This is a genomic window from Dactylosporangium sp. NPDC051541 (assembly GCF_044454505.1).
Classification (GTDB): Bacteria; Actinomycetota; Actinomycetes; order Mycobacteriales; family Micromonosporaceae; genus Dactylosporangium.
The window spans coordinates 106,796-123,832 of the sequence record NZ_JBITDU010000018.1 but is presented as its reverse complement, the minus strand read 5'-3'; the positions used below and the strand labels follow the sequence as shown (position 1 = coordinate 123,832).

Here is a 17,037-nt window from a genome sequence, read left to right as displayed (position 1 = left end):
CGACTCGAAGTATTTGCGGAGCTTGTCCGCGAACAACAAGCGCTGCTGAACGCGGTGACCAACTCGTTGCGCCGTACGACGTCGCGCTGCGTTCGCGGTTCTTCTTCGCCGCCCGCCGCCCGCCGCCCGCCGCCAACCGGCAGAAGGGGCACACATAGTCGTCCGGCCTGTGGTTGAACATGACACCCCTCGTGGTTCATTGTGAACAGGAGGCGGATGCTCAGGATCGACTACGCTTCCGAGGTGCAGTTTGAGCCTGGCCAGATCATCACGCGCCGATATGTGCGCGGTTCATGGTGCACATGGGCGCAGGCGATGCGCGTGATCGATGACGACGAGCACGGGCTGCTGCTCTGGCAACCAGACGGCGGCGACCTTGCCACGCTCATCGATGCGGACGGCAACACCCCGCACGAGGTCACCCCCGATCAGATGCGGGATCCCAAGTTGACCGTTCGAGCCTGGCGCAGCGACGTCCTGATCCTCATGCCTCCGCGAGCCACGTACTCCGTGTGGTGGTTCTTCAAGGAGGGAGTGTTCTCCGGCTGGTACGTCAACTTGGAAGAACCTTACCTGCGGCGGCACGACGGCGTGCAGACCAAGGATCTCGTCCTGGACATTGTCGTCACGCCTGAGCGCCACTGGGAGTGGAAGGACGCCGACGAGTTCCAGCGTCACATCGGCCACCCGCTCTACTACGACCGGGCAGCGGCCGACGCGATCCTCATCGGGGCCGAGCGGATCATCGATCTGGTCGAGACCGCCTCCTTCCCGTTTGACGGTACCCACACCAGCTTTTGTTCTGACCCCGCCTGGGCCCTGCCGCGCCTCGGCAGCGGCATCGTGTGACGGCCAGCCAAGCTGAAACTTCGATGTGGCTGGGGGGTTCGGAGCAGCACGGCTCGCATGCGGCGAACGGCTGCTCCAGCGCCGCCTCGTCGACCTGCTGCCGCTCAACATCGGCATCCGCGCACTCCCGCCCCCGTTCGAGGTGGCCCCGCTGATCGAGGCGATGTGGTGGCACCCGGTCTACGACGCCGACCCCGAGCACGCCTACCTCCGCGACGTGCTGACCAAGGCCGCCCGGCAGGCCATCGGTCCAGCTGATACCGAGGTTCAGCACTCGTGATTTCCGCTCGGCGCCGCGGCGTCCGACACTCGCCACCGTGCCGCCCTCGCCCGGATGACCGCAGCTGCTGATCCTGCTGGCCGCCGGCTGCCTGGCCGTTCGCCCGGCCGTCGGCGTGCTGGGCGTTGTCGCGATCGCGATGGCGGCCGTCGCGGTCCCGGCCACCCGTCGCGACAACGCCCCGCTCGACGTCACCGCATCAGTACTCGGACGCGAGGCTCCGCATGATCCAGAGGGAGCCGCCGTTGGGTGACTGGTTGTTGCCCTCGGTCGTGCTCTTCGCCTTCGCGTTGTAGGCCAGGGTGAAGAACGCGTACGGGTCGGCGGCGGTACCGGAGCCGACCTCGACGCTCGACGGGTTGGCCTGGTCGCCGTTGGCGATGCCGGAGTTGTAGATCAGCACCTTCGGGCCCGCCGGCCAGGTCCCCAGTGGCTGGTCGACCAGGATGCCGTACGTCGGGCGCAGGGCCACGGCCTTGTCCCCGAACGTGAACAGCACCTTGTCGTCGTGCGTCTTGAGCAGGTTGTGCGAGCTGGCCAGGACGTTCACGAACTGCGTGGTGTAGTCGCTCGCGGCGCCGGTGAACGTGTACGGGTTCCACCGCAGCACCAGCACGGGGGCCTGGTTGGAGGTCGAGCCCATGTTCTGCGCGTGCCGCACGGCGGCGACGACGGTGCCCTGGATCTGCACGAAGCTGGGTTCGGTGTAGTTCTCGGTGAAGCCGTTGCCGATGGGGGTGTTCGCGCCCAGCTGGAACGCGTCGGCCACGAGCAGGCGGACGGTGCTGACCGGCTGCCAGGTGGCCCGCACGAACCAGGCCCCGGTGCTGTTGTACACCGGGATCAGCACCTGGTTGACCTGGCCGTTCTGGTCGTCGAGCGCGAGGACACTGCCGTGCTCGGCGAGTGCGCTGCCGGTGATGCCGGGCACGACCAGCTTGACCGGGTCGGTGAAGTTGTTCCAGCCCGGTTTCCAGACCGAGTAGTACACCCCGTCGCTCGGCACGAAGAACGTCAGCACCACCGAGCCGTCGTGCATCTTGCCGATCTTCGGGTCGCGCATGTCCTTGTTCGCCATCGTCGCCGGGTGCGCGAGGGCCTGGTGGGTCACCCAGCTCCACGTCGAGCCGCTCTTGGTCCCGAACGAGACCTGGACGGTGCCGAAGCTGGTCGCGCTGACGTGCTCGGTGCCGCGGTGCCACACCGCCATGAGCCGGCCGTCGTCGAGCTTGAGGATGTCGGGGAACCGGGCCTCGTAGGCGTCGGGCTCCTGGTAGAGCTTCTGGAACTGGCTGACCGCCATGGCCGGTGCGGCGCCGAGCCCCAGGCCGGCCAGGACGACCGCCGCGATCACTGCCAACCGCCGTATCGTGAACATCCTCGATATCTATGTGGAAGATCGTTCCATGTCAATGCCCGCGACCGATTCACTAGGATCGCCCCATGGCGCACGGACCGTTCCGGCTCGGGGTCGACTTCGGCAGCTCCAACACCGCGGCCGTGCTGGCCCCGGCCGACGGCACCACCCCACCCGCCCCGCTGGTCTTCGACGGCTCGCCGCTGCTGCCGTCCGCGGTGTTCGCCGCCGCCGACGGGACGCTGCTGGCCGGGGCCGACGCGGTGCACGCGGCCCGCAGCGCGCCGGAGGCGTTCGAGCCCCACCCGAAGCGCCGCATCGACGAGGGCACCGTGCTGCTCGGCGCGGCCGAGGTCACGGTCGCGGACCTGATCGCAGCGGTGCTCTCGCGGGTGGCCGCCGAGGCCCGGCGGGTGGCCGGTGAAGACCCGGCGGAGGTCGTCCTGACCTGCCCGGCCGACTGGGGTGCACCACGCCGGGCGGTGCTCGCGCGGGCCGCCGCGTCCGTCGCCGGCTGGCCGGTCCCGGGTCTCGTGCCGGAGCCGGCCGCGGCCGCCGCCTGGTTCGCGGCGGAGGAGCGGCTCCCGGCCGGGTCCGCCGCGGTCGTCTACGACTTCGGCGCCGGCACGTTCGACGTCTCGGTGGTGCGCCGCGACACCGACGGGTTCACGGTGCTCGGGACCGCGGGCCGGCCCGACACGGGCGGACTCGACATCGATGAGGCCGTCGTCTCCGGTCTGCGGCGGCGGTACCGTCAGCAGTCCGCCGCCTGGCCCCGCCTCCTGAGCCCGGCGACGCCCGACGAGCACCGGCGCGCGTGGGAGTTTCGCCGCGACGTGCGGACCGCGAAGGAGATGCTGTCCCGCGCCGCCAGCGCGCCGCTGCACGTGCCCGGCCTCGACGACGTCCTGCTCGGCCGGGAGGAGTTCGAGGACCTGGCCCGGCCCGTGCTGGACCGCACGGTTTCGGCCACGAAGCGAGCGATCGCGGCCGCCGGTGCCGAACCCTCGATGGTGTTCCTGGTCGGCGGGTCGAGCCGGGTGCCGCTGGCGACGACCATGCTGCACCGGGCCCTGGGAATCGCACCGACCACAGTGGAGCAGCCCGAGCTGGTCGTGGCCCAGGGCGCGTTGTTGTCCGAAGTGGAGCCGGCCCCGCCGCCGGTTGTGGTCGCTCACGAGCCCGTGGCCGCCGCGCCGGTGGCGGAGGAGCCGCAGCCCGAGGTGCCGCTGCCGGTCATGCGGCAGCGGCCGCGATACTCGGCCTGGGCCGCGCTGTTCCTGACGTTGATCGGCATTCCGCTGCTCGCCTGGGCGGCGTCGTCCATGGGCGGGAAGCCGGGAGCCGATCGGGGCGACCCGGGGGCCTCGGACAGCGCGCCGCCCGCGATGACCGTGCCGGGCGCGGTGGGGCCGACCGCCGTGCTGGACCAGGACCGGGCCGTCGCCCTGAAGACGGACGCCGAGGCGAGCGGGCCTGTGCAACAGCTCGTCACCCGCAGTACCGATAAACACGTCCTGGCGGTTGTTCCGGAACTGCAAGGCCCGCTCTTCGCGGGACTGCCGGCGAGCCAGTATCGGAGCCGGATCCTCGACGTCACCACCAACACCGAGCTGGGATCGATCGCGGCGCCCGGGGTGCTCAGTCCCGACGGCCGGCTGGCGGCCGGGGTCGACGGGAACGTCGTGCGGCTCTACGACGCGGGCAACGCCCGTGAGCTGGCCCGGCTCGACAACTCCGGCGACGCCCTGCGACTGGGCTTCAACACGGACGGCACCCGCATCGCCGCGCTGATCGGGGAGCAGCTGCGAGTGTGGGACACTGCCGCACACGGGCAGGTCCATACCGTGCCGGCGCTCGGCGCGCGGACCTTCGCGCTCGGCCCCGGCGACCTGTCGGCGACGTGGACGGTGAACAGCGAGGTGACCGTCCACAACGGCAGCACGGCCGCCGGCACCTGGACCACCCGGTCGAAGCCCAGCAAGAGCGGCGGCACCCTGGCGTTCAGCCCGGACGGCACGGTCCTGGCCACCGGCTCCGACACCGACGGCTGGGTCGAGGTGTGGTCGCTCGCGGCCGGCCACCCCGCGCTCGGCCCGCCGCTGAGCCTGAAGGCGGCCGGCTACGAGCTCAGCACCGCGATCGCCTTCGGGCCCGACGGCCGGACCCTGGCCATCGCCGACACCAGCGGCCGGGCCGGGCTCGCCACCGTGGACGGCACGGCGACGACACTCAGCGACGCGTTCGACGGGCCGCAGGGCGACAACTACTCCGCCGTGCTGATCGGGCCGGACAACCGGCTCCTGGCGGCCAGCCGCCACACCGTCCACTCATGGCTGATCGCCGCCCGCTGACGGCCTGCGACCCCTATCGGTCGGTGAACTCGCCCGACTCCGCGGCCGGGCCGCTGGCGTCGCTGGTGCTGCCCTCGGCGGGGGAGTGCATGCCGCCGGTCGTGGCGTCGCCGGTGGTCGTCAGCGCGCCGGGCTCGACGTGGCGCTGCGGTGCGCGGCCGGCACCGCCCGGGCCCGCGCTGGAGCCCGTCGTCGTCTGCACGCCGCCGCTTCTCGTCGGTCCACCGTTGCGCAGGATCTCCTGTTCGGCTTCCATCTGTTCCGGGTCCAAGGTCATGACCCGTCGTCTACCCCTACGGCGGGGAGATACTCACCCCCGATGTGATGTAAACCGCTGTTGACTTGATTGCGGATCTTTCGCTACCGTTCAAGTCAACAGTCGTTTACATTCTGAGGAGTACTCGTGACACAATCCGTCACGGCGCCGGGCGGCGGCAGGACCGGCCGGCACTCCAACAGCACGCTCGTCGTGCTGTTCCTGTCGCTCGGCGGCCTGGCATTCGCGGTTCTGCAGTCGCTCGTCGCACCCGCGCTGCCGATCATCGCCAAGGACCTCAACGCGTCCACCGGCGACATCAGCTGGATCCTCACGGCCTACCTGCTGTCGGCCTCCGTCCTCACGCCCATCCTCGGCCGCCTCGGCGACATGGTCGGCAAGCGCAAGGTCATGCTCGTCGTCCTGGTCATCCTGGCCGCGGGGACGCTGCTGGCCGCCCTCGCACCGAACTTGACCGTCCTGATCGTGGCCCGCGCGCTGCAGGGCGCCGCCGGTGCGATCATGCCGCTGTCCATCGGCATCGTCCGCGACGAGCTGCCCCGCGAGCGGGTCGGCGTGACCGTCGGCCTGCTGTCGGCGATCTTCGGCATCGGCGCCGGCGTCGGGATCGTGGCCGCCGGACCGATCGTCGACAACCTGTCCTGGCACTGGCTGTTCTGGTTCCCGCTGGTGGTGGTCGGGGTCGCGCTGCTGGGCGTCTTTTTCGGGGTACCGGAGTCACCCGTGCGCGCACCCGGCCGGCTCGACCTCATCGGCGCCGCGATCCTCTCGGTGGCCCTGGTGTCGCTCCTGCTGGCGATCAGCAAGGGCCGCGAGTGGGGCTGGGGCAGCCCGGAGACGCTCGTCCTGCTCGCCGCGGGCGTGGTGCTCCTGGCCGTGTTCGTCGTCGTCGAGCTGCGGGTCCGCGAGCCTCTCGTCGACATGCGGCTGATGGCCCTGCGCGGGGTGTGGGCCACCAACCTGGTCGCGCTGATCTTCGGCTTCGCCATGTTCGGCACGTTCGTGCTCGTCCCGACCCTGCTCGAGCTGCCCGCCGCGACCGGCTACGGCTTCGGCAAGTCGGTCTCCCAGGCCGGCCTGTTCCTGCTGCCGACGGTCCTCATGATGCTGGTCTTCGGCCCGCTCGCCGGCCTGCTCGACCGCCGCTTCGGCCCCAAGGTCCCGATGACCCTGGGCGCGGCCGCGGTCACCGCCGCGTTCGTCCTGCCGGCCGTCGGGCACGGCGCGATCTGGCAGATCCTCGTCTCCGGCCTGTTCACCGGGGCCGGCATCGGCCTGGCGTTCGCCGCCATGTCCAACGCCATCATCGAGAGTGTCCCGGCCACCCACACCGGCGAGGCGGCGAGCGTCAACACCATCGCCCGGACCATCGGCAGCAGCATCGGCACGGCCGTGATCGCTGCCGTCATCGCCTCCAACACCACCGCCCGTGGCCTGCCGACCGACGACGCGTTCACGAAGGGCTTCTGGCTCTGCGCGGGCGTCGCCGTCCTCGGCATCGTGGCCGCCCTGATCCTCCCCTCCGCCCGCCGCCGGCACGAGCAGGCGGTCGCGGTCGGCGTCGAGGAGGTACTGGAAGAGGAGAAGTCGCTGTTGTAGCACCGCTTGCGGGGCCGTCGTGACCGCGGCGGCCTCGCCGGCCGGTTCAGGGCTTGTTCGTGGGGCGCCAGGAGTCTTCCCAGGAGTCGCGGATCGTGGCCTTGCGGCGTTTGAGGCTGGTGATCTCGCCCTGGACCCGCTGGATGGTCTTCAGGGCGAACTTTTTGTCGTTCGGGTCCGGGTAGCGGCGGTACTTGTCGATGTGGTCGCGGACGGCCTTGCGGTGGCCCTGGATCTTCTTCTCGGCGTCGGTCACGTCCGGCTCTGACGGACGGGACCTCAGGCGTTCGACCCGCGCACCGGGGCGCTGGAGGTGTCTCGGAGCGTGTGCTGCATCAGGACGGTGTCGAGCCAGCGGCTGTGCTTGTGGCCCACGTCGCGCAGGCGGCCGGCCTCGGTGAAGCCGTGCTTGCGGTGCAGGGCGGCCGAGGCGCCGCTGTCGGCGTCGACGATGACGGCTATCACCTGGTGCAGGCCGCGGTTCGCGCACGCGTCGAGCAGGGCCCGCAGGAGCGTCGAGCCGTAGCCCTTCCCGGCCTGGCCCGGGGCCAGGTAAATCGAGTCCTCCACGGTGTGGCGGTACGCGGGCTTCGGGCGCCAGGGTGTCGCGTAGGCGTAGCCGGCCACCTGGCCCTCGGACTCGGCGACCAGGAACGGCAGGTCGCGGGCGGTCAGGTCCTCGTATCGCTGGTGCCAGTAGTCGAGCGTCGGCGGGGTCTCGTCGAACGTGGCCACCGTCTCGGTGACGTAGTGCGCGTAGATGGCGGCCACGGCCGAGAGGTCGTCGGGCGTCGCGCCGCGGATGGTCAGCACCCCGCCAGCGTAGGAGGTGAGGGCCCGGTCAGATGCCGACGCGCTGCCGGCGGATCAAGAGGAAGCCGAACAGCTGGTCGACCTGGCCCGGGGCGGACGGGGGCGGGACGGGCAGTTCGCTCGGTCCGAGGCGCCAGCCCTGCAACATGGGGTGGTGAAGGCCGGGGCCCGCATGGGCTCCTCCGGCTGTCAGTTCAGGGGCACGCCGGCGGCACTGAGGCGGCGGCCGCGGACCACCACGACCCGGTCGCCGACCTCGCGGCCCTCGCGGCCGAGCTGGATGCCGTGCACGTAGTACCAGAGCTCGTTGTCGTAGGTGAGCGGGGCTTCTCGCTCGACGTGGCGGACGCGCAGCGCCAGCTCGCCGGTGCCGTACATGTAATCCCGCTCGGCCAAGAGCAGAACGAGCTTTTCGGTGCTCACGCTGCCTCCAGGCAATCGGGAACGCCGACGTTACACTTTTCGGAGCGCAAGGTATACCGGACAGTAGGTGACTGTTCGGGTGCTGGGCACATGGTTCGCTTAGTGGACCGTCAGCCGGTCAGTGAAACCTTTTAGGCGCCACTTTGGTGGTGCTCACATGGAATTCACATGTGGCGCTTACCTGTGCATCTCTGGCCGAACGCGCACGCTTGGAATGAACGGCCCGCGCGGAGTGCGATCGCGCACGGGCCGTTCATGGCTCCAGCACACCGCGCCCGCTGTATCGATGGAAACCCCTATCTGGGTCTCCTTGAGCGAATCTTGCGGAAGCTGGCAGTTTGGGGGAGTGCGTCCACAGTGGAGCGGGGCGGTTCGGGTTGGGGTTCGGGTCGCCGCCCGGGTTCGGTGGTGACGGTGACCGACCGGCTCCGGTAGCGGTTCGCGCGGAGCTCGGTCAGGATGAATCCGGCCAGGTCGGCGCGGGAAACCTTGGCGGTGAACGACAGGCGGAGGTCGGTGCCGGCCCGGAGGCGGCCGGTTTCCGGTCCGTTCGTGAGGATGGGGGCGCGGACCACGGTCCAGGCGGTACCGCCGGCTCGGATCAGGGCTTCCATCTGCTCCTTGTCCTGGAGTACGGCGCGTTCGAGGAGCCAGGACACGGCGACGTACGCGGTGCGGTGGCGGCTCGCGGCCACACCGTAGTTGCTCAGGACGACCAGCCGGGCGTCGGCCGGCGCGACGGTGAGGATCGATCGGATGCCCTCGGTGCAGATGTCCGGTCCCCGCCGCGGCCGGGCCAGGGTGCTGACGATCGCGTCGGCGCCGTCGATGGTTCGGGCGACCGCCGCCGAGTCGCGCACGTCGCCCTCGACGACGTGCAGGCGTGGACGCGGTTCGATTTGTGTCGCATCGCGGGTCAATGCGTGCACCTCGTGACCGTCCTGCAGTGCACGTTCGAGCACGACACGGCCCGCGCGGCCGGTGGCGCCGAACATCGCCAGACGCATCTGACCTCCTCAATGACCTATCCGGTATGCACGTCCCGTTTAGGTGCTACAGTGCCCGGGAAGCGTCGGTACGTCAACTTGTGGAGGTTCGGTCATGCTGATCGTCGCCGGGGCCGGGTACGTCGATCCCGCACAGCGCACGGCCCTGCTGGAGCTGCTCGTCCCGGCGGTTCGTGCCGTGCGGGACGAGCCGGGGTGCCTGGATTACCAGCTCGCGGCCGATCCGGTCGAGGCGGACCGGGTGAACATCTTCGAGCGGTGGGCGTCGCCGGACGACCTGAACGCGCATCTGGCCCTGGTCGCGCGGAGTGCGCCGCCGATGGAGGCGGTGCGGCGGGTCGAGATCGTGCGGTACGAGGTCAGTTCGGCCGGCCCGCTGGGGGTGTGAGGGGCCAGACCAGCACGCGGCCGTAGTCGAGGCAGGTGAGCAGCTCCCCGGTGGTGGCGCACTCGGTGGGGGCGGGTGGGGACGGTACCCGGCCGAGGACCGTCATGCCGCCGGTGGCGTTCGGGCGAGTGACCAACCAGGTGCCGGCGCCGCTGGGGGACACGGCCGGCGGTGGGACCGTCGCGGCGTTCGCACAGGTCACACGGCCGCACCAGCCGGAGAGGTCGCCGTTCGGCCCGGGGAGGAACTCGCCCACCCGCCGGCCGGTGCCAAGGTCGAAGAGCGTTCCAGTGATCATGGTGTACTGCCCGGCGCGGTACGCCAACAGGCGGTCCCCGGTGATCAGGAAGCCGTCGGCCGGCCCGAGGTTCGTCAGGCTCACGGTGCGCAGGACCTGGCCGGTCTCGGCGCTGTGCATCGTGAGCTCGCCGTCCTTGGTGAGCATCGCGACCTCGACGCGCTCCTCGCCGACGTACGCCAGGTCCCGATGGCCGCCCGGCGGTGTGCGCAGCTCCCAGCGGACGTTGCCGGTGCCGGTGTCGATACCGGCCACGTACGGCGTGGACCGCTGCTCCTCCTGCTCCCGCTCGATGCCGGGCGGATACCACTCAGCGACCACGGTCCCGCTCGCGCAAGCACACCCGTTGACGGCCGGCACATAACCAGGTTGCCGCCACGCCACTGCACCGGAATCAACGTCCAGACCCATCAGCGTCGACGTCTTCAGACTTCCGTCAACGTTGACGAAAATCAACACCCGGTCGCCGGTCACGGTCAGGAGCTCGGTGCCGGTAGTCGCGGCAACGGTCCACAGTTCCGCGCCGTCACGGACCCGGTAGGACGTCAGCGAGTTCCAGGTCAACACGTACACCTTGGAACCGTCGGTCTCGACGGCGATGACGCCGTTGCCGCGCAGTACCAATGCCGGCTCCAAAGCAAGAGGCCGCTGAGCACCGGCGAGCGCGATCGTCATGACGGCCGCCACCAGCACTCCGCTCCACCGCCCGCGCCCGCTCAGCCATCGGCGGCCCCGGCCGGCAGCGCCGCGCGGCTGCAAGTCCAGGTCGATCACAGCGCCTCCAGGCCCAATAGCGGTGCCTTCAGGAAGAGTCGCAGTGTCTCCGGAGCTGACTCTCGGCCCTCTTGTGCTCGATTGCGGGTGCAGTCGAAGGGTGTCACAGGTTGTCAGGCTTTGCTGGAAGTGTGGGCGGCATGGCGACTTGGCAGGCGTTCGAGGACGAGGCCGGCGAGCTTGCGGCGGAGATTCGCAAGCGGTTCGAGGCGGCGGAGACCCATGTGCTGGCGACGCTGCGGAAGGACGGATCGCCGCGGGTCAGTGGGTCGGAGGTAGATTTTCGCCAAGGTCAGCTGTCGTTCGGGTCCATGCTCGGGGCACGCAAGGCCAGGGATCTGCAGCGGGACGGCCGGTGCGCGATCCACGCGCATCCGTTCGACGGTGGTGACGCGAAGGTGTCCGGGTTGGCGGTCGAGGTGGTCGGGGCGGAGAAGGCGGCGTACACGACGGGGAGCGAGCCGGGCGGAGACTTCCATGCGTTCCGGCTGGAGCTCGAGGAGGCGGTGCTGACCGCCGTCGAGGGCGATGAACTGGTCATCACGCACTGGCGGCCAGGCGCGGGCGTGCGCGTATTCCGGCGCGGTTAGCGGGGGCCGGGGCCGCCGCCTCCGCCGGGGCCGCCGCCTCCGCTGACCACGAGCTGCACGCCGCCGCCCCTTGTCGTCGCGCCGGCCGGGTTGGTGTGGTCGACCGTGCCGGGCGGGCACTTCGAGGCTACGGGGCCCGCGGCGACCGAGACGGTGAAGCCGGCGCCCTTGATGCGGGCTCTCGCCTGGTCGACCGAGAGGCACTTCACGGACGGGATGTCGACGAGTTTGCCCTGGGTCTTGTCGTTGGTCGGCGGGGTGAACGGCACGATCGGCTGGCCGGCCAGGCCGTCGCGGAGCACGCCCAGAGCGGCGAAGTTGACCGGCGGGTGCTTCATGTCGACGTTCGTCTCGGGCCAGTCCGGGTCGGTCAGGAAGCCGGACACCGCCAGCTGCTTCGTCATGACCGTGAACGTGGCGCTCTTCTCCGAGTCGGTGGTGCCGGTCTTGCCGGCGATCGGGCGTTTGACGAAGTCGCGGGAGTAGCGGGCGGTGGCGCCGGCGCACTTGCCGGTCGCGGACTGGTCGCCGACCGGGCAGCGGGCCATGTCGACGGCGGCCCGGGCGACCTCGGGGTCGATGTTCTGCTTGCACCTGGGGTCCAGGCCGTCGACCTTCTTGCCGCTGTTGTCGCGGACCTCGACGATCGGGGTCGGCTCGCAGTAGAGGCCGTCGGCGGCCAGGGTGCCGTAGGCATTGGCCAGCTGCAGCGGTGTCGTCGCCGACACGCCCAGCGTGAACGCGCCCCAGTACTTGGGGTCGTTGGCCAGCTTGGCGTCGTCGGGGGCGTTGAACTGGATGCCCATCCGCTTGGCCACGTCGACCACGTGGACGACGCCGACCTGCTGCTCGAGCGGGACGAAGAACGTGTTGATCGAGCTGCCGAAGCCGGTCCACATGTTGTAGGGGCCGGTCTGGCCGCCGGAGTTCTTCGGGCAGTAGTGGGCGCCGTTGCAGGCGGCGTCGCTGCTGGGGTTGATCGGGAAGTCGGAGACGAACTGCTTCTCGACGTTGATGGTGGTGGCCAGCGGCAGGCCGGACTCCAGCGCGGCGACCGCGGTGAAGATCTTGAACGCGGAGCCGGCCTGGTAGCCGGGGGTGTCGGCGTCGCCGGTGATGATCGGGACCGTCGTGTTGGGCCAGTTGCCCTTCTGGCCGCGCTTGGTCGGGTTGGTGTTGCCGCCGTTGCCGGTCTGGTCGTTGCTGAAGACGCGGTTCGTGGCCAGCGCGGTCACCCGGCCGGTGCCGGGCTGGATGGCGGCCAGCATCATCGCGTTGGACTGGCCCATCCGGACCTGCTGGTCCTTGGCCACGTCCTTCGGCTGCTCCTTCGCATACTTGGCGGCCGCCGTCTGCGTCTGCACGTCCAGAGCCGAGATCACGGTGTACCCGCCCGCCCGCAGCCGGTTCGCCCGCTGATACTGATCTTCGCCGAACACCTTCTGGTCCAGCCACCAGCGGCGCATGTAGTCGCAGTAGAAGCCCGCGCCGAGCTCGGCGCGCTGGATCGACTCGCAGCCCTCGGGCGTGCGCTTGCCGACGATCTTGATTTTGGGGTCGACGGCGGCGTCGGCGGTGGCCTTGTCGATGAACTTCATGTTGACCATCTGGTTGAGCACGTACTTCTGCCGTTCGAGGGCCCGGGGCAGACCCTCCGACGTCGCCGGGTCCAGCGTGCCGGGGGCCTTGACCAGCCCGGCGATGAGCGAGGCCTCACCCAGCGTGAGGTCCTTGGGGTCCTTCTCGAAGTAGACGTGCGACGCCGCGTAGACGCCGTAGGCGCCGTGGCCGAAGGGCGCGATGTTGAGGTACCGCTCCAGGATGTCCCGTTTTGAAAGCTTCTTCTCGAGGTCGATCGCGTACTTCATCTCGCGCAGCTTGCGGGTCGGCGTCTTGTCGGTGGCGTCGACGACCTCCTGCGGCGTGCGGGCCGAGTATGCGATCGCCTGGCGGACGTACTGCATGGTCAGCGTCGAGGCGCCCTGCTGGTCGGAGCCGTTCTGGTTGGCCACGAACGCCCGGGCCACACCCTTCACGTCGACGCCGCGGTGCTGGAAGAAGCGGTTGTCCTCGGCCGCGACCATCGCCTGCCACATGACCTCGGCGACGTCGTCGATCTTCACGTCGCGGCGGTTCTCGTCGTACATCATCGCCAGCAGCGTCTTCTGATCGCTGGCGTACACGTAGCTGATCTGCGGCGACGGGAGCACCTCGAGCGGGTTCTCCAGGCTCTCGAACGTGTCGGAGCCGGTCTTGGCGAGCAGGCCCGACATCGCGATCGCCGGGAACGCGGCGGCCGCCACGACCAGGCCCGCGAGCAGCCCGCACAGCAGGAGTGAGGCGAGGTCGGCCATGATGCCGAACTGCCGCTTGCGCATCCGCATCCCGCTCACTCCTCAGCCGGTCAGCTACGGGGCCGACGGCGAGCCGCCGGACGTCTTCGCCAGAGGTAGACGCCCGACGATGAGAGCCAGGTTGTCAGATGTCGGTCGCGACTTCATAACGCCGGAGATCGCCCCGATGCGCGGGCGGCCGATCATACGGGTCGTGATCGGCCTTACAGGGCTGCTAATCCTACCGGTGGCATATGTATGATCGCGGCCATGCGTCCCGCGAACCTCTTCATCGCGGCCGGGCTGGCCGGTGTGCTGGCCGCCGCGGCCGGTTGTGCACCCGCCGACGAGAACGACACCGCGGCGCCGGCCGGCTCCGGGAGTGCCGGCTCCGCCGCCGCGTGCGCGCCGGCGCAGCTCAAGACCGTGGCCCAGGGCAAACTCACCGTCGGTACCGACGATCCGGTCTATCCGCCGTGGTTCAACGACAACAAGCCCGAGAGCGGCGAGGGCTTCGAGGCCGCGGTCGCCTACGCGGTGGCCACGAAGCTCGGCTACACCAAGGACCAGGTCGCCTGGACCCGGGTGACGTTCAACAACGCGATCGCGCCCGGGCCCAAGACGTTCGACTTCGACATCAACGAGTTCTCGATCACCGCTGAGCGCAAGCAGGCCGTCGACTTCTCCAGCCCCTACTACGACGTCACGCAGACCGTCATCGCGCTCAAGAGCTCCAAGATCGCCGGGGCGAAGAGCCTCGCCGACCTGAAGGGCGCGAAGCTCGGCGCGCAGGTCGGCACCACGAGTTACCGCTCGATCACCGAGATCGTCAAACCGTCGGCCGAGCCGTCCGTGTACAACAACAACGACGACGCGAAGAAGGCCCTGCAGAACGGGCAGATCGACGGGCTCGTCGTCGACCTGCCGACCGCGTTCTACATCACCGGCGCCGAGATCACCGACGCCGTCATCATCGGGCAGCTGCCGCCGACGACGGGCACCCCGGAGCAGTTCGGCCTGGTCCTCGACAAGGGCTCGAAGCTGACCGGCTGCGTGAGCGGCGCCGTCGACGCGCTGCGGGCCGACGGCACGCTGCAGAAGCTGCAGCAGCAGTGGCTCTCGGCCACCCAAGGCGCCCCGACGCTCGCCTGATGTTCGAACCTTCAGCGGTACAGCGGGCGCGCGAGCAGTACCGACGACGCCAGACCGTGCTGTCGGTCGTGGTCGCGGCGGTCTCGACCGCGGTGCTCGGGGGGTTGCTGCTCGTGGCGATCACGGGCGCCCCCGGGTGGGCCAGAGTGCGGGAGAGCTTCTTCGATCCGCACACGGCGGCCGAAGCCCTCCCCGCGGTCCTGCACGGGCTCTGGCTCAATGTCACGCTCCTGGTGTTCTGCGCTGTGGGGGCCCTGGTGCTGGGGCTCGCCCTGGCGACGCTGCGCACGCTGCGCCGGCCCGTGTTCTTCCCGCTCCGCGCGCTCGCGACCGGCTACACGTACACCTTCCGGGGCATGCCGCTCATCATCACCCTGTATGTGTTCGCGTTCGGGATCCCCGGGCTGCGGCTGACGGGCACGCCGTCGGTGTTGTGGCTGGGCGGGGCGGCGCTGGTGCTGACGTACGCCGCGTACATCGCCGAGGTGTTCCGGGCCGGCATCGAGTCGGTCCACCCCTCGCAGCGGGCCGCAGCGCGCTCGCTCGGGCTGACGTACCGCCAGACCATGCGCCACGTCGTCCTGCCGCAGGCCGTGCGCCGGGTCTCCCCGCCGCTGCTCAACGACCTGGTCGCGATGCAGAAGGACGTCGGGCTGATCTCCCTGGCCGGGCCGGTCGACGCGATCCGGGCCGCGCAGATCCAGACGTCCGTCACCTACAACTACACCCCGTACATCGTCGCCGGCGTGCTGTTCGTGCTGCTCGCGATCCCGCTGGTCGCCGTGACCGACTGGGTGACCCTGCGCGCGGCCCGCCGCCAGTCCGCAGACCTCGGCCTATGACCACGGTCCTGTCCGTCGAGGGCGTCCACAAGGTCTTCGGCGACCGTCACGTGCTGCAAGGCATTTCCGTCAACGTCGACGAACATCAAGTCGTCGCGCTCATCGGGGCCAGCGGCTCCGGCAAGTCGACGCTGCTTCGCTGCGTCAACCTGCTCGAACCGGTCGACGACGGCGTGATCCGTCTCGACGGCGAGGACATCACCGACCCGCGGGCCGACCCGGACCGCGTCCGCCGCCGCATCGGCATCGTCTTCCAGGCGTACAACCTGTTCCCGCACATGACCGTCCTGGCCAACGTGACCCTGGCCCCGCGCCGCGTCCACCGCGTCCCGGCCGCCGAGGCCCGCGCGAAGGCCCTGGAACTCCTGGCCCGCATCGGCCTGGCCGACCTCGCCGACGCCTACCCGGACCGGCTCTCCGGCGGCCAGCAGCAGCGCGTCGCGATCGTCCGGGCCCTGATGAACTCGCCGCGGCTGCTCCTGCTCGACGAGGTCACGTCGGCGCTGGACCCGGAGCTGGTGGGGGAGGTCCTGGCGCTGATCCGGGACCTGCGCGGGGAGGGGATGACGATGCTGCTCGCCACCCACGAGATGGGCTTCGCCCGGCAGGTCGCCGACCGGGTCTGCTTCCTCGACGGCGGCACCCTCGTCGAGCAGGGCCCGCCGGAGCAGGTGCTGGGCGACCCGCGGGAGCCGCGAACCCGGCAGTTCCTGGCCCGGATCATCGAGTCGGGCCGCCTCTGATGACCGCCGGGCTCAGCGGGGTTCGTCCAGGCGGCGCAGGACCGTCTCGATGAACGGCGCCTTCCCGGCCCGGTAGCGGGGCCGGTCCCGGTCGTCGTCGGCGGCCAGGTCCTGCTTGAGCCGGGCGTACTCGGCGGCCAGCTCCGGGTGGGCGCGCAGGTGGTCGCGGAAGCGGCGCAGGATGGCCGGGCCCGGCGCGGCCGCCTCGTAGATGTGCAGGTGGTGGCTGCGGTGGGCGATGCTGGGGAAGCAGAACGACCACTTGCGGGCCTCCTCGTCGCCGGGCTCGGGGGCGTGGACCCAGCCGATCGGGGCCAGGTCCGCGGCGAGGCCGGCGGCAGTGTCGTAGTCGGCGATCGTGGCCATCATGTCGATGATCGGCTTGGCCGGCAGGCCCGGGATCGCGGTGCTGCCGATGTGCTCGACCCGGCCGACGAGGTGGCCGTGCAGGGCCGCTTCGACGCGGCGGCGTTCGCGTTCGAAGCGGGCCGGCCACTGCTCGTCGTAGGCCACGATGACGATCGGGTCGCGGCGGGTCGTGGTGGCCGTGGCGATCCGGCGCGGGTCGTGGGGGTGGTGCGCCTCGCGGCGGGTGCCGGTCATGCGCCCTCCGCTTCGCTCCGGACCGGTCATGGGTGGCGGTTGCGGTCCAGGCGGCCGTGGCGGGGGCGGGCCCGGTAGACCAGCGGCGGGGCAACGTCGTCGTCCGCGCCGGCGCCCGGGCCGGGGACGGGCAGGGCGATGACGACGTAGGCGGAGTCGTAGCGGTGGGAGTCCACTGTGGACTGGTGCTTGCGGGTGGGAGGGACTGACATCACGGGTCCTCGTGGTGAGGGGCGAATGGGGGCGGGGTGGATGTCAGTCCGGACAGGACGCCGACCACACGCGACCGAAGTCGATGTGGTGGCGGGCCCACAGCAGTGCCATGCGTCAAGTGCAGCGCGCCGATGTGGCGACT

The 17,037-nt window shown here is 70.3% G+C and carries 19 protein-coding genes; 9 read left to right on the top strand and 10 right to left on the bottom strand.

Annotation, left to right across the window (positions count from 1 at the left end; genetic code table 11):
* Positions 1-216: 216 nt before the first annotated feature.
* Both ACIA8L_RS47285 and ACIA8L_RS47280 read left to right on the top strand, forming a co-directional pair.
* The gene (locus ACIA8L_RS47285; RefSeq protein ID WP_395915419.1) at positions 217-849 is read left to right on the top strand and encodes a DUF402 domain-containing protein; all 633 of its coding nucleotides are present in this window, start codon (positions 217-219) and stop codon (positions 847-849) included.
* A 25-nt stretch (positions 850-874) separates the two neighbouring features.
* Entirely contained in the window at positions 875-1,129 is a 255-nt protein-coding gene (locus ACIA8L_RS47280) for a hypothetical protein (protein WP_395915418.1), read from the top strand.
* A 199-nt stretch (positions 1,130-1,328) separates the two neighbouring features.
* Here the strand turns inward: ACIA8L_RS47280 and ACIA8L_RS47275 are convergent, their stop codons facing one another.
* Positions 1,329-2,483, bottom strand: coding sequence for an exo-alpha-sialidase (locus ACIA8L_RS47275; protein WP_395915536.1), 1,155 nt, complete (start codon positions 2,481-2,483; stop codon positions 1,329-1,331).
* 89 nt (positions 2,484-2,572) lie between these two features.
* Between ACIA8L_RS47275 and ACIA8L_RS47270 the strand changes: the two genes are divergently transcribed.
* A complete protein-coding gene (locus ACIA8L_RS47270) occupies positions 2,573-4,840 on the top strand; it encodes an Hsp70 family protein (protein ID WP_395915416.1) in 2,268 nt (755 codons plus the stop codon).
* 13 nt (positions 4,841-4,853) lie between these two features.
* Here the strand turns inward: ACIA8L_RS47270 and ACIA8L_RS47265 are convergent, their stop codons facing one another.
* Complete coding sequence (locus ACIA8L_RS47265) at positions 4,854-5,117, bottom strand: hypothetical protein (protein WP_395915414.1); 264 nt, start codon at positions 5,115-5,117, stop codon at positions 4,854-4,856.
* Positions 5,118-5,243: 126 nt separating this feature from the next.
* On the opposite strand from ACIA8L_RS47265, the gene ACIA8L_RS47260 reads away from it, so the two are divergent.
* Positions 5,244-6,716, top strand: a complete 1,473-nt coding sequence (locus tag ACIA8L_RS47260) for an MFS transporter (RefSeq protein WP_395915412.1) — start codon at positions 5,244-5,246, stop codon at positions 6,714-6,716.
* Between the two features lie 46 nt (positions 6,717-6,762).
* Here the strand turns inward: ACIA8L_RS47260 and ACIA8L_RS47255 are convergent, their stop codons facing one another.
* The 4 genes from ACIA8L_RS47255 to ACIA8L_RS47240 form a co-directional block, all read right to left on the bottom strand.
* Positions 6,763-6,972, bottom strand: a complete 210-nt coding sequence (locus ACIA8L_RS47255; protein WP_395915411.1) for a hypothetical protein — start codon at positions 6,970-6,972, stop codon at positions 6,763-6,765.
* A gap of 23 nt (positions 6,973-6,995) precedes the next feature.
* Complete coding sequence (locus ACIA8L_RS47250; RefSeq protein ID WP_395915410.1) at positions 6,996-7,529, bottom strand: GNAT family N-acetyltransferase; 534 nt, start codon at positions 7,527-7,529, stop codon at positions 6,996-6,998.
* Positions 7,530-7,718: 189 nt separating this feature from the next.
* On the bottom strand, positions 7,719-7,952 hold the full coding sequence (locus tag ACIA8L_RS47245; RefSeq protein WP_395915408.1) for a hypothetical protein: 234 nt from the start codon (positions 7,950-7,952) through the stop codon (positions 7,719-7,721).
* A gap of 296 nt (positions 7,953-8,248) precedes the next feature.
* Positions 8,249-8,959 (bottom strand): NAD(P)-dependent oxidoreductase, encoded by a 711-nt coding sequence (locus ACIA8L_RS47240; RefSeq protein ID WP_395915406.1) that lies wholly within the window; start codon positions 8,957-8,959, stop codon positions 8,249-8,251.
* Between the two features lie 94 nt (positions 8,960-9,053).
* On the opposite strand from ACIA8L_RS47240, the gene ACIA8L_RS47235 reads away from it, so the two are divergent.
* Complete coding sequence (locus ACIA8L_RS47235) at positions 9,054-9,347, top strand: putative quinol monooxygenase (protein ID WP_395915404.1); 294 nt, start codon at positions 9,054-9,056, stop codon at positions 9,345-9,347.
* On the opposite strand, the gene ACIA8L_RS47230 is transcribed toward ACIA8L_RS47235, so the two are convergent.
* Positions 9,319-10,419 (bottom strand): PQQ-binding-like beta-propeller repeat protein, encoded by a 1,101-nt coding sequence (locus ACIA8L_RS47230; RefSeq protein ID WP_395915402.1) that lies wholly within the window; start codon positions 10,417-10,419, stop codon positions 9,319-9,321. The genes ACIA8L_RS47235 and ACIA8L_RS47230 overlap by 29 nt on opposite strands.
* Positions 10,420-10,559: 140 nt before the next feature.
* On the opposite strand from ACIA8L_RS47230, the gene ACIA8L_RS47225 reads away from it, so the two are divergent.
* Positions 10,560-11,009 carry a pyridoxamine 5'-phosphate oxidase family protein gene (locus tag ACIA8L_RS47225; RefSeq protein ID WP_395915400.1) on the top strand — a complete coding sequence of 150 codons (450 nt, stop codon included), beginning with the start codon at positions 10,560-10,562 and terminating at the stop codon, positions 11,007-11,009.
* Here the strand turns inward: ACIA8L_RS47225 and ACIA8L_RS47220 are convergent.
* On the bottom strand, positions 11,006-13,393 hold the full coding sequence (locus ACIA8L_RS47220; RefSeq protein ID WP_395915399.1) for a penicillin-binding protein: 2,388 nt from the start codon (positions 13,391-13,393) through the stop codon (positions 11,006-11,008). The two genes, ACIA8L_RS47225 and ACIA8L_RS47220, sit on opposite strands and share 4 nt — an antisense overlap.
* A gap of 219 nt (positions 13,394-13,612) precedes the next feature.
* On the opposite strand from ACIA8L_RS47220, the gene ACIA8L_RS47215 reads away from it, so the two are divergent.
* From ACIA8L_RS47215 to ACIA8L_RS47205, 3 genes are read left to right on the top strand one after another with little or no spacing between them, the layout of a single operon-like run.
* Positions 13,613-14,494 carry an ABC transporter substrate-binding protein gene (locus ACIA8L_RS47215; protein ID WP_395915397.1) on the top strand — a complete coding sequence of 294 codons (882 nt, stop codon included), beginning with the start codon at positions 13,613-13,615 and terminating at the stop codon, positions 14,492-14,494.
* Positions 14,494-15,336 (top strand): amino acid ABC transporter permease, encoded by an 843-nt coding sequence (locus ACIA8L_RS47210; protein WP_395915395.1) that lies wholly within the window; start codon positions 14,494-14,496, stop codon positions 15,334-15,336. The genes ACIA8L_RS47215 and ACIA8L_RS47210 overlap by 1 nt, the downstream gene beginning before the upstream one ends.
* Positions 15,333-16,079, top strand: coding sequence for an amino acid ABC transporter ATP-binding protein (locus ACIA8L_RS47205; RefSeq protein WP_395915394.1), 747 nt, complete (start codon positions 15,333-15,335; stop codon positions 16,077-16,079). Before ACIA8L_RS47210 ends, ACIA8L_RS47205 begins: the two co-directional genes overlap by 4 nt.
* Positions 16,080-16,091: 12 nt before the next feature.
* Here the strand turns inward: ACIA8L_RS47205 and ACIA8L_RS47200 are convergent, their stop codons facing one another.
* Together ACIA8L_RS47200 and ACIA8L_RS47195 are read right to left on the bottom strand one after the other, a co-directional pair.
* Positions 16,092-16,682 carry a GrpB family protein gene (locus tag ACIA8L_RS47200; RefSeq protein WP_395915392.1) on the bottom strand — a complete coding sequence of 197 codons (591 nt, stop codon included), beginning with the start codon at positions 16,680-16,682 and terminating at the stop codon, positions 16,092-16,094.
* 26 nt (positions 16,683-16,708) lie between these two features.
* Positions 16,709-16,894, bottom strand: a complete 186-nt coding sequence (locus tag ACIA8L_RS47195) for a hypothetical protein (RefSeq protein WP_395915390.1) — start codon at positions 16,892-16,894, stop codon at positions 16,709-16,711.
* Positions 16,895-17,037 lie beyond the last annotated feature (143 nt).

Excerpts from the sequence above, each read along its gene's own strand:
- ACIA8L_RS47205 (WP_395915394.1), top strand. The coding sequence starts at position 15,333 with ATGACCACGGTCCTGTCCGTCGAGGGCGTCCACAAGGTCTTCGGCGAC.
- ACIA8L_RS47270 (WP_395915416.1), top strand. The coding sequence starts at position 2,573 with ATGGCGCACGGACCGTTCCGGCTCGGGGTCGACTTCGGCAGCTCCAAC.
- ACIA8L_RS47225 (WP_395915400.1), top strand. The coding sequence starts at position 10,560 with ATGGCGACTTGGCAGGCGTTCGAGGACGAGGCCGGCGAGCTTGCGGCG.
- ACIA8L_RS47285 (WP_395915419.1), top strand. The coding sequence starts at position 217 with ATGCTCAGGATCGACTACGCTTCCGAGGTGCAGTTTGAGCCTGGCCAG.
- ACIA8L_RS47235 (WP_395915404.1), top strand. The coding sequence starts at position 9,054 with ATGCTGATCGTCGCCGGGGCCGGGTACGTCGATCCCGCACAGCGCACG.
- ACIA8L_RS47240 (WP_395915406.1), bottom strand. The coding sequence starts at position 8,959 with ATGCGTCTGGCGATGTTCGGCGCCACCGGCCGCGCGGGCCGTGTCGTG.
- ACIA8L_RS47195 (WP_395915390.1), bottom strand. The coding sequence starts at position 16,894 with ATGTCAGTCCCTCCCACCCGCAAGCACCAGTCCACAGTGGACTCCCAC.
- ACIA8L_RS47265 (WP_395915414.1), bottom strand. The coding sequence starts at position 5,117 with ATGACCTTGGACCCGGAACAGATGGAAGCCGAACAGGAGATCCTGCGC.
- ACIA8L_RS47210 (WP_395915395.1), top strand. The coding sequence starts at position 14,494 with ATGTTCGAACCTTCAGCGGTACAGCGGGCGCGCGAGCAGTACCGACGA.
- ACIA8L_RS47220 (WP_395915399.1), bottom strand. The coding sequence starts at position 13,393 with ATGCGGATGCGCAAGCGGCAGTTCGGCATCATGGCCGACCTCGCCTCA.
- ACIA8L_RS47200 (WP_395915392.1), bottom strand. The coding sequence starts at position 16,682 with ATGACCGGCACCCGCCGCGAGGCGCACCACCCCCACGACCCGCGCCGG.
- ACIA8L_RS47215 (WP_395915397.1), top strand. The coding sequence starts at position 13,613 with ATGCGTCCCGCGAACCTCTTCATCGCGGCCGGGCTGGCCGGTGTGCTG.